The organism is Paractinoplanes globisporus DSM 43857 (assembly GCF_000379645.1).
Classification (GTDB): domain Bacteria; phylum Actinomycetota; class Actinomycetes; order Mycobacteriales; family Micromonosporaceae; genus Actinoplanes; species Actinoplanes globisporus.
The window spans coordinates 294,647-309,041 of sequence record NZ_KB903358.1; the positions used below are offsets into that span (position 1 = coordinate 294,647).

General features: G+C 71.9%; 11 protein-coding genes. 4 read left to right on the top strand and 7 right to left on the bottom strand.

The window, feature by feature from the left end; genetic code table 11:
• Window positions 1-88: 88 nt before the first annotated feature.
• Together A3CQ_RS0150770 and A3CQ_RS0150775 are read left to right on the top strand one after the other, a co-directional pair.
• Window positions 89-868, top strand: a complete 780-nt coding sequence (locus A3CQ_RS0150770; RefSeq protein WP_020518678.1) for an exodeoxyribonuclease III — start codon at window positions 89-91, stop codon at window positions 866-868.
• A 208-nt stretch (window positions 869-1,076) separates the two neighbouring features.
• The gene (locus A3CQ_RS0150775) at window positions 1,077-1,304 is read left to right on the top strand and encodes a hypothetical protein (RefSeq protein WP_020518679.1); all 228 of its coding nucleotides are present in this window, start codon (window positions 1,077-1,079) and stop codon (window positions 1,302-1,304) included.
• Window positions 1,305-1,660: 356 nt separating this feature from the next.
• Here the strand turns inward: A3CQ_RS0150775 and A3CQ_RS56905 are convergent, their stop codons facing one another.
• The 6 genes from A3CQ_RS56905 to gsmA form a co-directional block, all read right to left on the bottom strand.
• A complete protein-coding gene (locus tag A3CQ_RS56905; protein ID WP_020518680.1) occupies window positions 1,661-2,590 on the bottom strand; it encodes a LamG-like jellyroll fold domain-containing protein in 930 nt (309 codons plus the stop codon).
• 112 nt (window positions 2,591-2,702) lie between these two features.
• Window positions 2,703-3,092: a DUF6401 family natural product biosynthesis protein gene (locus A3CQ_RS0150785; RefSeq protein ID WP_020518681.1), complete on the bottom strand. Its 390-nt coding sequence runs from the start codon at window positions 3,090-3,092 to the stop codon at window positions 2,703-2,705.
• Window positions 3,093-3,167: 75 nt separating this feature from the next.
• Window positions 3,168-7,073 carry an ATP-dependent RNA helicase HrpA gene (gene hrpA / locus A3CQ_RS0150790; protein ID WP_020518682.1) on the bottom strand — a complete coding sequence of 1,302 codons (3,906 nt, stop codon included), beginning with the start codon at window positions 7,071-7,073 and terminating at the stop codon, window positions 3,168-3,170.
• A gap of 44 nt (window positions 7,074-7,117) precedes the next feature.
• Complete coding sequence (locus A3CQ_RS0150795; RefSeq protein ID WP_040434348.1) at window positions 7,118-7,894, bottom strand: aldo/keto reductase; 777 nt, start codon at window positions 7,892-7,894, stop codon at window positions 7,118-7,120.
• A gap of 11 nt (window positions 7,895-7,905) precedes the next feature.
• Window positions 7,906-10,197, bottom strand: coding sequence for an ATP-binding protein (locus A3CQ_RS0150800; protein WP_245577698.1), 2,292 nt, complete (start codon window positions 10,195-10,197; stop codon window positions 7,906-7,908).
• 65 nt (window positions 10,198-10,262) lie between these two features.
• Entirely contained in the window at window positions 10,263-11,405 is a 1,143-nt protein-coding gene (gene gsmA / locus A3CQ_RS0150805; RefSeq protein ID WP_026207130.1) for a sporangiospore maturation cell wall hydrolase GsmA, read from the bottom strand.
• Between the two features lie 242 nt (window positions 11,406-11,647).
• On the opposite strand from gsmA, the gene A3CQ_RS58430 reads away from it, so the two are divergent.
• Both A3CQ_RS58430 and A3CQ_RS0150815 read left to right on the top strand, forming a co-directional pair.
• Window positions 11,648-12,646: a phosphatase PAP2 family protein gene (locus A3CQ_RS58430; RefSeq protein WP_020518686.1), complete on the top strand. Its 999-nt coding sequence runs from the start codon at window positions 11,648-11,650 to the stop codon at window positions 12,644-12,646.
• Window positions 12,647-12,840: 194 nt separating this feature from the next.
• Window positions 12,841-13,356, top strand: coding sequence for a general stress protein (locus A3CQ_RS0150815; RefSeq protein ID WP_051115588.1), 516 nt, complete (start codon window positions 12,841-12,843; stop codon window positions 13,354-13,356).
• Between the two features lie 311 nt (window positions 13,357-13,667).
• Here A3CQ_RS0150815 and A3CQ_RS0150820 read toward each other — a convergent pair.
• A partial coding sequence (locus tag A3CQ_RS0150820) for an RNA polymerase sigma factor SigF (RefSeq protein ID WP_020518688.1) occupies window positions 13,668-14,395 on the bottom strand: 728 nt, incomplete at its 5' end.

Below are 14,395 nucleotides of genomic sequence, written 5' to 3' on the forward strand. Positions count from 1 at the left end.
GCTCACCGTGGGCCTCGCCGCGGCACTCATGGCGGCCGTGCGCCGCCCCTGATTCCCACGCGCGACCGCGATGGGGCAGGCTGGGCAGATGCGCTTCGCCACGTGGAACGTCAACTCGGTCAAGGCCCGGCTGCCGCGGCTGCTGGAGTGGCTCGACGGCACGAAGCCCGACGTGCTGTGCCTGCAGGAGACCAAGGTCCCGGCCGACGGATTCCCGTCCGCCGAGGTCGCCGAGCTGGGCTACGAGACCGCGGCCTACGGCCAGGGCCGATGGAACGGTGTCGCCCTGCTGTCCCGCGTCGGCCTGACCGGCATCCGCCACGGCTTCGCCGGCGAGCCGGGCTTCCCCGACCCCGAGGCCCGCCTCATCAGCGCCGTCTGCGACAAGATCAAATTCATGTCCGTGTACGTCCCGAACGGGCGCACGCCGGAGGATCCCCACTACACGTACAAGTTGTCCTGGCTCGCCGCGCTGCGGTCCGCGCTCGCCGCGGAGATCGCCGAGGGACCGCTGGTGATCGCCGGCGACTTCAACGTGGCGCCGACCGATGCCGACGTCTGGGACCCGGCCGTCTTCGTCGGGGCCACCCACGTGACCCCGCCCGAACGCGAGGCGATCGCCGCGATCCGCGACCTCGGGCTGCACGACATCGTGGGGCGCCCGCTCAAGGGCGACCGGCCCTTCACGTACTGGGACTACCGCGCCGGGATGTTCCACATGAACAAGGGCATGCGGATCGACCTGGTGCTCGCCACCGAGGACATCGCCGGCCAGGTCACCGACGCGGTGATCGACCGCGAGGCGCGCAAGGGCAAGGGCCCGTCCGACCACGCGCCGATCGTGGTCGACATTAATTCGGTCGCGTAGCACGCACCGCGCGGTTAGCGTGGTTCGCATGATCTTCTGATGCTCTCGGGGGGCCGCCATCGGCGGCCCCCGCGTTCCGGCTCCGGGTGCTCCGGCGGGCTGTCCGCCGTGGAGACACCGGCGTGCCGACGCCCGGAGCAATCATGTTCTCTCTCCACGGCATCACCCTGCTTTGCCCCGGTTTGTGCCGGGGCCCGAGGAGGTTCCCATGCCTTTCACCGTTCATATCGATCCGGACGAGCTCGCCCAGCGCGATCTCGCCGCCGGGCTCACCCGCCCGGTTGTTGCCGACGGCGGGGCCCCGCGGCCCAGCGCCGTCGAAGCCGGGCACCGCGGTGCCCGGGACGGCCGCGAGGCCGCCCGCGGCCGGTCGGAACGCAATCACGCCCGCGTCGGCGGCGGCAAGTCGCGGTCCTACGCCTTCCGCCGCAGCTAGACATCCTTCGAGGCCGGGGCCGCGGCGGCAACCGCGGTCCCCGTCCTCCTGGCGAGAGGAGACCACCGTTCGCAGCGAAGAGAAACTCCACGCCCTCTCCGGTCTCGAGGAACGGGCGGCGCCGTACTCGCGATGGTGGGCCGGATGCGGGATGCCCGGCCGCCATTCGGGTGCCCTGCGCGTCCCGCGGCCCGGAGCCGGCAGCCGGGCCGCCGCCGGGAGGCGACGCGATCTGGCCGAGCGGCTCGTGGCCGGATCGCGGTCCGGCCCCCGGTCGCCGGGCCGTTGTGCCTGGTGGGTGCGGCGGGAACAGCGGATGTCGGCCCGGCGCGGGGGCGCCGGGCCCGGTGGATGGGTCAGCCCAGCTCGGCGTACACGTCGTCGAGGAGGCCGTGGTACATGTCGCTCGTGGTGTTGAAGTTGGGGCCGCCGAGGCGCAGGGGCAGGGTGTTGGTGATCGACAGGGTGGCCGGGATCGCGGTCTGGCCCCGGGGGACGCCGTCGATGTAGACCGAGAGCGCCGGGCCCACGCGCTGGCAGAGGATCTTGTGCCAGAGGCCGTCCGCGACGGAGGTCGTGGAGCGGGCGATGTAGACGGTGGGCGAGCCCACGCCCACGGCCACACACTGGGCCCGGCCCTGGGTGGCGCCGACCTGCATCTTCCACTGGCTGCCGGTGTTGGCCACGCCCTTCTGCATGATGTTGGCGGAGCCGCCGATCTGGGCCTTGGTCAGGTGGACCCGTGCCGACCAGCGGAACAGGCGGGTTCCGGGGTTGAGGTCGGCGTCGTTGGGCGCCTCGAGGAGGCCGCGCGGGCAGGTCGTCGCGGTGGTCGGGCACAGGTCGGGGAAGGCGACGTACTTGCCGCCGGTCGGGCCGCCCTCGAACCGGATGATGCCCTGGTCGGCCGAGCGCACGCTGAGCGCGGGTCCGCGGCCGGAGGTGTCGGCGACGCGGCCGCCCACCGAGCCGGCGTCGAAGTCCCAGCGGGCCACCAGGGCCGGGACACCGGGTGCGGCGGCCGTGGCCGGCGGCGTCGTCGCCGCGGCGGGGGCGGTGTTCGCCGGAACCCCGCCCGGCCGCGCAACGGCCGGCGCGGCCGCGGTAGTGGCCGCCGTGGCCGCCGTGGCCGGTGCGGCGGCCGTGGCTGGTGCGGCCGCCGTGGCTGGTGCGGCCGCCGTGGCGGTGGCGGGCGGCGTGTCCGAGAGGGCGGCGGGAGCCGCCAGGGCGGGCGATGCCGGGACGATCAGGCCGGCCACCGCCGCGAGAGCGATTACGATCTTCATGCCCCTGAGATCGCCGCTTGACCGAATTGTTACTTAAAAATCAGCATCTGAGGGATTTGTCGCATTCGTGGCGTGAGCAAGCCCGAGCGGGCAAGGCCGGCGCAGGCGGGGCTCAGAGCAGGTCCTCGGCCTCGGCGAGCAGGCAGACGGCGACCAGGCGCAGCATGTGCCAGTCGCTGGCCAGCCACTCGGACGGCCGGGTGGGAGCCTCGCCGATCGCGGGGATGTAGCGGCCCGACCGGCGCGCGCCCGCGACGATCGACCGGACGTAGGACGCCAGCGACGAACCGTCCAGCGGGCGCTCCGCCTCGGCCAGCGCGTCGCGCACCGCCGCCGCGTGCTGGTCGACCAGCGCCAGCAACCCGGGGTCGGCGAACGCGGCGGCCAGGCCGTCGACACCCACCCGCGCCATCATCTCGTCCAGCAGCGCGGTCGCCGGGTCCAGGATCGGGGCGGTCGCGTCGGCGGAAATCGGGGCGAAGGCGAGGAATTCGTTCGTCATGGCGACGACGCTATGGCCCGCCCGGGCGTACCGGAAGGGGGGTAACCGAACGGCACCCGAGCGTCTCCGGGGCCGCTACGCGGGCAGCTGATCCATCGCCTTGTAGATGCGTTTGTCCGAAATCGGGTAGGCGGTGCCGAGGGTCTGCGCGAACAGGTTGATCCGCAGTTCCTCGATCATCCAGCGGATCTCGGCGAGCCCCTCGTCGGCCGGGCTGAGCGGCGGGAACTCGGCCCGCAGCTCGCGGTACTCCGACTCGATCTCGTGGATCTGCGCCATCAGCTGCCGGTCGCGGGCCAGGTTGGAGGCGACCCGGTCGAGGCGGTAGACGACGCCGCGCAGGTACCGCGGCAGGTGGTGCAGCTGCCGCCACCCGGTCTCGGTGACGAACCCGGGATGGACCAGGCCCCGCAACTGCTGCCGGATGTCGGCGAGCGCCGGGATCAGCTGCGGGTCGCGCAGGCCCTTGAGCCGCTGTTCCACGTCGTACGTCGTCGCCAGCACCGCCTGCACCTGAGCGACCACGCCCTCCACCGCGTCGACCAGGTCCTGCCGGACGGTGTCGCGCAGCGAGGCGAACTCGATCGAGGACCAGACCGGCCCGCCCGCGTCGGCCACCAGCTTGTCGACGGCCGCCCCGGAACAGTCGTCGAGGAGATCGGCGATCGACCGGTACGGGTTCGCGCGGGAGAGCTCGAGCTTGGCCCGGTTGTCCAGCCGTCCCTGCAGGAAGCGAGCGGCCGGCGGCAGCGTGAGCAGCAGCAGCTTGCGGGTGCCGGCGCGCATGGCGACCCGCTGCTCGGGCTCCGACTCGAAGACCCGCACGGCCACCGAGTCCCCCTCGTCGACCAGGGCGGGAAAGACCGTGACCTCGTACCCGCCGCGGACCTGCGCCACCCGGCGCGGGAGCATCCCGAAGTCGTTGGTGGTGATCCCCCGGCGCTCGATGTTCCCGGCCGCCGCCGAGATCGTCCGCTGCACCTTGGGCGCCAGCCGCTGCCGCAGCTCCTCGAGGTCACGCCCGACCCCGAGCGTCTCGCCAGACTCGTCGACCACGCGGAAGTTCATCCGCAGGTGCGCCGGCACCTCCGCGGGCCGCCAGGCGTCGCGCGGCACCACGATCCCGGTGAGCCGCCGCAGCTCGTTGCCGATCGCGTCGGTGAGCGGCCCGCGCCGGGCCGGCACCCGGTCGAGAACGGCCTCGGCCCAGTCCGGCACCGGCACGAAGTTGGTGCGCAGCGCCTTCGGCAGCGACCGGATCAGGGCGATCACGACGTCCTTGCGGAACCCCGGCACCGACCAGCCGAAGTCCTCCGGGTCGAGCTTGTTGAGCAGCGGCAGCGGCACCTCGACCGTGACGCCGTCGGCGGCCGAGTTCGGCTCGAACTCGTACGTCAGCGGCAGGCGCACGCCGTTCGCCAGCCACGCGTCCGGGAAGGCGTTCGGGTCGACGCTGTCGCGCCCGGCGTTCACCAGCAGGTCGCGGGTGAAAGTCAGCAGGTCCGGGTTCTCCTGGCGGGCCTTCTTCCACCACGCGTCGAAGTGTCGGGCGGTGACCACCTCGGCCGGGATCCGCTCGTCGTACAGCCGGTAGACGGTCTCGTCGTCGACCGCGATGTCCCGCCGCCGGGCCCGGTTCTCGATCTCCTCGATGCGCTCGAGCAGCCGGCGGTTCTCGTCGAAGAACTTGTGGTGGGTCTCCCAGTCGCCCTCGACCAGCGCGTGCCGGATGAACAGCTCCCGGCAGAGCACGGGGTCGATCCGCGCGTATCCGACCCGCCGGCGCGGCACGATCGGCAGACCGTAGAGAGTCACCTTCTCGTACGCCATGACGGCGCCTTGTTTCTTCTCCCAGTGCGGCTCGCTGTACGAATGCTTCACCAGGTGCGGCGCGAGTTTCTCGGCCCATTCCGGCTCGATGCGGGCGTTGACCCGGCCCCACAGCCGGCTGGTCTCGACCAGCTCGGCCGACATCACCCAGCGCGGCTGCTTCTTGAACAGCGCCGAGCCGGGGAAGATGGCGAACTTCGCGCCGCGCGCGCCCAGGTATTCACGCTTGTCGCCGTCCTTGAGCCCGAGGTGGCTGAGCAGACCGGCGAGCAGGGCGGTGTGCACGTGCTGCCCCTCGGAGAGCTCCTCGCGGTCCTCTTCAAGAGACAATCCGAGGGTACGGGACACCTGGCGCAGCTGGGCGTAGATGTCCTGCCACTCCCGTACGCGCAGATAGTTGAGAAACTCGGATCGGCAGAGCCGGCGGAATTGGTTCCCGGACAGTTCCTGCTGTTTCTCGCGCAGGTAGCGCCAGAGGTTGAGATAGCTGAAGAAGTCCGATTCCTTGTCGGTGAACCGGGCATGCTTCTCGTCGGCCTGCTGCTGTTTGTCGGTCGGGCGCTCGCGCGGGTCCTGGATGGACAGCGCCGCGGCGATCACCATGACCTCGGCGACGCAGTCCTGCTTGTCGGCCTCGATGACCATGCGGGCCAGCCGCGGGTCGACCGGCAGCTGCGCGAGCTGACGCCCGAGCGGGGTGAGCCTGCGCTCGTCGAGCGCGCCGAGCTCCTCGAGCAGCTTGACGCCGTCGGTGATGTTGCGCCGGTCGGGCGGGTCGATGAACGGGAACTTGGCGAGATCGCCGAGCCCCAGGTTGGTCATCTGCAAGATCACCGAGGCGAGATTCGTACGCAGGATCTCGGGCTCGGTGAACTCGGGGCGGGCGTCGAAGTCCTCCTCCGAGTAGAGCCGGACGCAGATGCCGTCGGCGAGCCGGCCGCAGCGTCCCTTGCGCTGGTTGGCGCTGGCCTGCGAGACCGGCTCGATCGGCAGCCGCTGCACCTTGAGCCGGTTGGAGTAGCGGCTGATCCGGGCCGTGCCGGGGTCGATGACGTAGCGGATGCCGGGGACGGTCAGCGACGTCTCGGCGACGTTGGTGGCGAGCACGACGCGGCGCCGGCTGTGCCGCTCGAAGACCTTGTGCTGCTCGGCGGCGGACAGGCGGCCGTAGAGCGGCACGATGTCGGTGTCGCGCAGGTCGCGCTTGCCGAGCGCGTCGGCGGTGTCGCGGATCTCCCGCTCGCCGGAGAGGAAGACCAGGATGTCGCCGTCCCCCTCGCGGCCCAACTCGTCGACGGCCTCGGCGATGCCGTCGACCTGGTCCATCGGCTCCTCGGTCTCGTCCTCGGTGGTTTGCACCAAGGGCCGATATCGAACTTCGACGGGATATGTCCGGCCGGTGACCTCGATGACGGGCGCAGGTTTGCCATCTTTGTCGGAAAAGTGCTCGGCAAAACGCTGCGTCTCGATCGTCGCCGACGTGATGATCAGCTTGAGGTCGGGGCGCCGTGGGAGCAGCTCGCGCAGGTAGCCCAGGATGAAGTCGATGTTGAGGCTGCGCTCGTGCGCCTCGTCGATGATCAGGGTGTCGTACCGCCGCAGCTGCCGGTCGTTCTGGATCTCGGCGAGCAGGATGCCGTCGGTCATCACCTTGATCATGGTGTCGTCGCTCACCTGGTCGGTGAAGCGCACCTTGTACCCCACGGTCGAGCCGAGCGGCCGGTCGAGCTCCTCGGCGATGCGCTCGGCGACCGTGCGGGCCGCTATCCGGCGCGGCTGGGTGTGCCCGATCTGACCGCGGACGCCCCGGCCCAGCTCCAGGCAGATCTTGGGGATCTGGGTGGTCTTGCCCGAGCCGGTCTCCCCCGCCACCACCACGACCTGGTGGTCGCGGATGGCGGCGAGGATGTCGTCCTTGCGCTGGCTGACCGGCAGCGACTCGGGGTAGGTGACCTTGGGGACGGCGGCGAGCCGGGCCTTGAGCCGTTCCTCGGCCTGCGCGGCCTCGGCGGCGATCTCGGCGAGGACGGCTTCCCGCGCCGCGTCGTCGCGGATCTTGCGGGTGCCCTCCAGCCGGCGCTGGAGTCGCCGTTCGTCGCGGGGAAGGAGCTCTGCTAGCCGGGTGCGAAGCGCGGCGGGTGTTGAAGACATGGCGCAGCAAGAATACGGCGCACCCGCCCCGCGACGCCTTGTGATTAACGGCGCGCCAAGCCGTCTATCGCGGCCATCTCCTCGTCCGTCAGCTCGAAGTCGGAGATATCGAAGTTTGTCCGGATCCGCGCGTCAGTCTTCGACTTGGGGATCACGACGATCTCGTGCTGGACGTGCCAGCGCAGGATCACCCGGGCCGGGTCCACGCCGTGCAGGGCGGCGATCTGGGTGAGCACCGGGTCGTGCAGGTTTGTCGTCTTGAACGGCGAATATCCCTCGACGACCACGCCGCGGGCCCGGTGCCCCTCGACCAGGCGGGCGTCCCACAGCGTCGGCCCGAACCGGATCTGGTTGACCGCCGGCGTCTCCCCCGTGGCCTTGGCCAGCTCGTCGATGTCGTCGAGGTCGTAGTTGCTGACGCCGATGTTCCGGGCCAGCCCCGCGTCGCGCAGCTCGATGAACTCGCGCCACACCTTGACCGACCGGCCCCGCGACGGCGGCCAGTGGATGAGCCAGAGGTCGACCGCGTCGATCCGCAGCTGCCGCAGGCTCTCGGTGATCGTGGCGCGCTCGCGCCCGGCCCGCTCGGGCGGCAGCTTCGTGGTGACGAAGACCTCGTCGCGGGGCACGCCGGAGTCGGCCAGCGCGCGGCCGACCTCGGCCTCGTTGCCGTACATGGTCGCGGTGTCGATGTGCCGGTAGCCGGCGTCGAGCGCGGCGCGCACGGCCTGGTAGGCCGACTCGCCGCGGATCTGCCAGGTGCCGAAGCCGAGCAGCGGCATCGCGGGCCCGGCGGAAAGCGGAAGGGCGGGAATGCTCATGCGCCCCAGTCTTACTCGCCCGTGGGGTGATGTGGCACCGGGGAGCGCAAGCGGGCCGCGCTCGGTTCCCGGGCCGACGGGTCGGCCGTCGGCAGGGCGCCGAGCCCGGGCAGCCGCACGTTCTCCATGGACGCCCGCTCGGCGAGGGCCCGTTCGAGCTTCTCGCGGGCCCGCTCGTCGTCGTTCTTCCTCGATTTGATCTTCATGTCGCCGACCTCCAAGGGCAGGGTGAAGTGGAAGCGCGTCCCGCCGCCGGGGTTGTCGCCGACGCCGATCTCCCCGCCGTGGCGCTCCACGATGCGTTTGCAGATGGCCAGGCCCAGGCCGGTGCCGGCGTACCCGGCCGAGGCGTGCGCCCGGTGGAACCTCTCGAAGACCGCGGGCTTCTCGGCGTCCGGTATGCCGATGCCGCGGTCGGCCACCTCGATCCGGGTCCAGCCGGGCCCGTCGGCGGAGGCGGTGATGTCGACCCGGGCCGGTGTGTCCGGGCGGACGTACTTGAGGGCGTTGCCGATCAGGTTGTCCAGGACGTGCCGCAGCATCGCCGGGTCGGCCCACACGGTCGGCAGCGGCCCGATGTAGAGATCGCCGAACGACCGGTCCTGCACCACGTCGGCCACCAGCTCGTCCAGCGCGACGGCCGTGCAGGACAGCGGCGCGTCCCGGGCCGTGGTGTAGGCGAGCAGGGTGTCGATCATTCCGCTCATCCGCTCGACGGCCCGCAGGATCCGCTGCAGCGAGGGCCGCGGGTCGGCCCCGGCCTCGACCGACTCCTCGGCCGCCTCGCAGTGCCCGCGCATGACGGTGAGCGGCGCCTTCAGGTCGTGCGCCACCACGCCCGCGAAGACCGCGAGGTCGGCCTCGTACCGGCGGATCTCGGTGATGTCGTGGAAGACCGCGACCGCGCCGCGCTGCCCGGCGCCGGCGTCGAGGGGCCGGCCGTCGACGCTGATCACGATGCCCTCGGGCCAGGCCGGGTTGCGCACCACCATCTCGACGTCGCTGGCCTGCTCGCCGCGCAGCGCCCGCATCAGCGGCAGCTCGTCGACCGGGAACGGGGTGCGCCCGTCCGCGCGGTACAGCCCGTAGTGCTCTTGCCAGCTGTCCGTGTCGCTGGTGTCCTCGGCCACCCCGAGCAGCGCCTTGGCGGCCGGGTTGTGCAGCAGGAACTCGCCGTTCTCGTCGACCACGCCGACGCCGTCGCCGATGGTGGTCATCACCGCCCCGAGCAGGCCGGCCTGGCGACGGCTCTCGGCCTCGGCCGCGCGCAGCTCGGCGGTGGCCTCCCGTACCCGCGCGATCGCCCGTTCCCGGCCGGTGGCCAGCACGTAGACCAGGCCGGCCAGGATCAGCGTGATCGCGAGACAGCCGCCCAGGACGGTGCCGGCCAGGCCGCTGTGGGCGCCCGGCAGCCGGCTCGGGTCGGCCCGCACGGTCAGCGTCCACTCCCGGTCGGCCACGTCGAGCAGGCTCTGCCGGACGAGGCCGGGCGAGCCGGGCGCGGTGTAGCGGGCGACGACCGGCTGGCTGCCGTCGGTGTTGTGCGCGCGCAGCTCGCCGGAGAGCTGTCCCTGACTGACCGTGGCGAGCACGCCGCTGAGGAAGTCCTGGCCGCGCATGGCGAGCACCAGCCAGCCGCGGAAGTCCGGGTCGGCCGAGCGCGGCCAGATCGGCGCGGCGAAGACGAACGAGTGTTGCTGCTGCGCCGCCGGCAGGTTCCGGTCGCGCAACAGGACGTACGTGTCGGAAACCGTCGGCACGCTCATCCGGCGCGCGTCGATCAGCGCGTTCGCGGGCTCGGTGGCGGCGGCCACGTCGCCGCCGACGGCCGTGGTGGCGCCGCTGTTCAGCCCCCGGGAGAAGATCGAGAAGTAGTGCTCGGCGCCGTCGCCGACCGGCTTCAGCACCAGCCCGTCGGAGCCCCGCGAGCGCCACAGCCGCTGCACGGCCGGCACCTGTGCGCGGGTGGCCGGCACCACGAAGGCGACGCTGACCGCCCCGATAAGCGAGGCCGAGGCGAGCGGCGAGGTGGCCGCGTCGAAGTCCTCCCAGGTGATGCCCTGATCGGTGGCGAGCCCAGCGGCGGTGGCGGCCAGCAGCGAGCTGTACCGCTCGGTCTCGGCGAGCACGGCGGCCCGGGCCATCTCGGCCCGCTGGTCCATGACCCGCTCGGCGTTCTCGTGCTGGGCCGCGCGCACGCCGGCGACGATCAGCAGGGACGCGGTGAGCCCGATGACGACCACGGCGGCAGCGAGCCAGGGCCCGGTCGGCCGTCCCCGGCGGATAGCGCTCCCCCGCCTCACCAAAGTGAGCGTAATACGCAAATCGCCCCCGCCGGCCAGTTCGGCCGACGGGGGCGAAGGATCTTTCACTTCCAGATGTCGTACTGATAGAGCTGGTTCGAGGCCATCAGCGTGGTGATCTTCGTGTAGTAGTTCGGGTCGGTCGCGTACCCGGCCTTCCACACCTGCCAGATGAACTTGTTCGCGTCCCTGGTGTAGGCGAACGCGGGCTTGTAACGGCTGTTCACCCGCAGGAAGTTCCCGTGGTCGCGGAACGAGTTGGCCATCGTCGCGTAGATCCGGAAGCTCGCCGTGGTGGCGAAGCAGTTGCCGGCCTTGTCGCACTCGCTGGTGTTGTAGACATGGCAACCCTTCGCGAGAGTGCCGTACTTGCCGTTCTGGCACTTGATCCCGAAGTAGTTGCGGTCGGTGACCGACAGGCTGCTACGCCCCCAGCCCGACTCGAGGATCGCCTGCGCGATCGTGACCGAGGCCGGCACGCCGTACTCCCGCCAGCCCTTCTGCGCGCCCGGGACCGCGGCCTTGATGAACTGGTCCGGGGTGAGCGCCGGGGTGGTCACCGGGACGGCCGGCGCCGCGCCCGGGCACAGGTGCAGCGTCGGCGTGACGACGTACGCGTGCGAGATGTAGCCGCCGTCGCTGAGCCGGTTCCACTGCGTGGTCGAGCGGACCGTCCCGTTGACCATCGAGCCGACCACGCCGCACACGCCCTGCACCTTCGCGCCGCTGACCACCGCGCGCTTGACCGGGAAGGCCGTCGACGGGCCGGTCCGGATGTTCACGGCGCCGTCCGTGCTGCGCACCGTGCCGATCTTGTAGGTCACGATGGCCGCCGGCTTCGGCTTCGCCTTCACCGGGACGGCCTGCGGCGTGGTGGTCGCGCAGAGTGGCAAGGTCCCGCTGATCTGGAGGTACGCGTGAGTGACGTACGAGTTGTCGCTGAGCCGGTCCCACTGGCTGGTCGTCCGCACCGAGCCGCGGATCGACTGCCCGGTGGTCCGGCAGACGGCGGTGACCTTCTGCCCGTTGCGCAGCGAACCGGTGACCCGCGCGGTCAGCGATGGCCCGGTCCTGGTCTTGAGCGAGCTGCTCACCTTGACGGTCGCCGTGACCCCGGCGGCCTCGGCGGCCCCGGGCGCGACCACCAGGCCCGCGCCGGCGGTCAGCGCCATCAGCGGCACCGCGAGCATTCGGGTCCTGAACCCCATGAAGAGTCCCTTCGTGTCGGTGTCCGTCCGAAGGTGGGGTTGTCCCGTTGCGGGCCGAGAGCGATGCCGGTTGCGGATGAGTAGCCACGACTCCGGCCGCGCACTGTTGTGACGGAAAGAGATCCGAGAGACTTGGGGTGCGCCGTGCTTGAAACCGCGACCGTTTGGGCAAACGGCTACCGTCACGCCCAGCCTTGATCAAGTCAGGCTTGATCACCCAAGCCGCAGGAGGGGTCCCGCCGATGACGGCCCTGGCGTCCCGCACCCAGACGTCCCGCACCAAGACGTCCCGCGCCGGGTCGTCCGGGTTGACCACCCGCACCGCCACCGGGCGAACGCCCCGGCCGCCCGGCGCCGGGCACGTCCTCGCCCCGCTCGGCGTCGCGATCCTGGCCGCGGCCGGGGTCGCCGCCTCCTACGTGGTCTTCGTCCGCACCGCGACCGGCCAGTACGCGGACACCACCGCGATGCTCGGCGGCGACGTGCACCACCAGCGCGTGGTCGAGGTGCTCAGCCGTACCCTCAACGGCACGACGCTGGTGAGCCTGGTGCTGGTGTGCCTGGCCGCGGCCACCATCGGGGTGCTGCGCGGGCGGATCGACCTGGCGATCGGCGCGACCGTGCTGGTGCTCGGGGCCAACGCGAGCTGCCAGTTGCTCAAGACCCATCTGACCCGGCCGAACCTCGACGACTTCCCCGCCCCGAACTCGTTCCCGAGCGGGCACACCGCCGCCGCGGCCTCGGTGGCGTTCGCGCTGATCATGGTGCTGCCCGCGGCCGTACGCGGGATCGTGGCCCTGGCCGGCGCCGCCTACGTCCTGGTGATCGCGGTGGCCACCGTCTGGGCCGAATGGCACCGGCCGAGCGACACGGTCGCCGCGGTGCTGCTGGTGCTGGCCTGGGCCGCCTTCGCCGCGTTCGGCATCCGGCTGTTCCGCCGCCACGGCGGTCCGCCCGCCCGGCCCAGCCGCCTCACCACGCTGCTGCTGCTCGCGGCCGCGGTGGTGGCCGGCGTCGCCGCGGTGCTCGGGCTGATCTCGGTGGTCATGTCGGTGCGGGTCACGCCCGGGCTCGTGTCCAGCCGGTTCGCGTTCCTCACCGGCTCGGCCGGCGTCGCCGCCGCCGTGGCCGGCGGATTCCTGATCTGGGTGTGGCTGGCGGCGGGCGATCGTGCTCCCGCCGCGGCCAGGCCCGCTAAGGCGGGCCGAGTGGCCCGCCGTCCCAAGGGAGGCAAGAAGTGACCACCCCATCCGATAGCACCCCGACGGCCGCCACCCCCGGCCCGGCCCCCGAACCCGCCCCCGTCGCCGAGCCCGCACCCGTCACCGAGCCCGCACCCGCCGCCGCGCCCCCACCCGCCGCCGCACCCTCACCCGCCGCCGCACCGGCTGCCGCGAACCCCGGCTTCGGGAACCCCGGCGCCGGCAGCCCCGGCATTCCGCCCGGCCCGGCCGGCGTGCCGAGCCTGCCCAGCCAGACCCCCGGCGGGGCGGCGCTGCCGACGGTCGTGGTCGGCACCTACCCCGACTACGCGCTCGCCCAGCAGGCCGTCGACCACCTGTCCGACCAGAAGTTCCCGGTCGAGCGCACCGCGATCATCGGCACCGACCTGCGCCTGGTCGAGAACGTGCTGGGCCGCCTCACCACGCTCCGCGCGGCCGGCGCCGGCGCGGCCAGCGGCGCCTGGTTCGGCCTGTTCATCGGCCTGCTGCTCGGCCTGTTCTCCAGCTCCAACTGGTTCGCCGTGATCTTCGTAGGCCTGCTGATCGGCGCGGCCTGGGGCGCGATCTTCGGCGCGATCGCCCACGCCGCCACCGGCGGCCGGCGCGACTTCGCGTCGCGCAGCTCCCTGCAGGCCGGCCAGTACGCGGTCGTCACCGACCCCGAGGTAGCCGACCAGGCCCGCCAACTGCTAGTCCAACTGAACTGGCGAGCCTCCGGCGCCGAGTGACCGACCCGCGCGCCCAGGTAAGCAGAGCAGCGCGTATAGGTGCGCAGAGCAGCGCGTATAGGTGCGCAGAGCAGGGCGTATAGGTGCGCAGAGCAGCGCGCCCGGGTGCGCAGAGCAGGGCGTATGGGTGCGCACAGCGGCACGCCCGGGTGCGCAGAGCGGCGCGCCCGTGGACGTGACCCCGGGTGCGCAGAGCGGCGCGTAGGGGTGCGCAGAGCAAAGTGGTCGAAGAGCCCCGGGGCATGGCGCCTCGGGGCTCCTCTGGTGGTCCCGGGAAGTGGCGGCCGCCCGGGACCGGGTGAGGGGGTTGGTCAGAAGGTGGCGGCCAGCTCGGTGCGCAGTTTCGCCAAGGCCTTGGTGAGCAGGCGGGAGACGTGCATCTGGGAGATGCCGATCTGGTCGGCGATCTGCGACTGGGTCAGGTTGCCGTAGAACCGCAGGGTGAGGATCTTCTGTTCGCGGTCGTCGAGGGTGGCGAGGGCGGGGCCGAGGGCGACGCGGGTTTCGGCGAGTTCGTATTCGTGGTCTTCGCCGCCGAGGGTGTCGCCGAGTTCGGTGGTGCCGTCGGCGGAGATNGGNGTGCTCAGGGAGGTGGCGTTGTAGGCGCGGGCGCCTTCGAGGCCTTCCAGGACGTCTTCCTCGGTGATCGCCAGGTGGGTGGCGATGTCGGTGACGGTCGGGGAGCGGCCGAGGGTGTGGGTNAGGGTGCTGTTGGCTTCGGTGATGGCGAGGCGNAGTTCNTGGAGGCGGCGGGGGACGCGGACGCTCCAGGTGCGGTCGCGGAAGTGGCGTTTGATTTCGCCGATGATGGTGGGGATGGCGTAGCCGGCGAAGTCGACGCCACGGTCGGGGTCGAATTTGTCGACGGCTTTGATGAGGCCGACGGTGGCGGTTTGGATGAGGTCGTCGGTGGGTTCGCCGCGGCCGGAGTAGCGGTTGGCGAGGTGGCGGGCCAGGGGCAGCCAGGCCTCGATCGCGCTGTCGCGCAGCTGCGCCCGGGACGGGTGCCCGGACGGCATCGCGGCCATCGCGTTGAGCA

What these genes read in the sequence shown, in the direction of transcription:
- A3CQ_RS0150770 (WP_020518678.1), top strand. Translation starts at nt 89, where the DNA reads ATGCGCTTCGCCACGTGGAACGTCAACTCGGTCAAGGCCCGGCTGCCG.
- A3CQ_RS0150775 (WP_020518679.1), top strand. Translation starts at nt 1,077, where the DNA reads ATGCCTTTCACCGTTCATATCGATCCGGACGAGCTCGCCCAGCGCGAT.
- A3CQ_RS56905 (WP_020518680.1), bottom strand. Translation starts at nt 2,590, where the DNA reads ATGAAGATCGTAATCGCTCTCGCGGCGGTGGCCGGCCTGATCGTCCCG.
- A3CQ_RS0150785 (WP_020518681.1), bottom strand. Translation starts at nt 3,092, where the DNA reads ATGACGAACGAATTCCTCGCCTTCGCCCCGATTTCCGCCGACGCGACC.
- hrpA (WP_020518682.1), bottom strand. Translation starts at nt 7,073, where the DNA reads ATGTCTTCAACACCCGCCGCGCTTCGCACCCGGCTAGCAGAGCTCCTT.
- A3CQ_RS0150795 (WP_040434348.1), bottom strand. Translation starts at nt 7,894, where the DNA reads ATGAGCATTCCCGCCCTTCCGCTTTCCGCCGGGCCCGCGATGCCGCTG.
- gsmA (WP_026207130.1), bottom strand. Translation starts at nt 11,405, where the DNA reads ATGGGGTTCAGGACCCGAATGCTCGCGGTGCCGCTGATGGCGCTGACC.
- A3CQ_RS58430 (WP_020518686.1), top strand. Translation starts at nt 11,648, where the DNA reads ATGACGGCCCTGGCGTCCCGCACCCAGACGTCCCGCACCAAGACGTCC.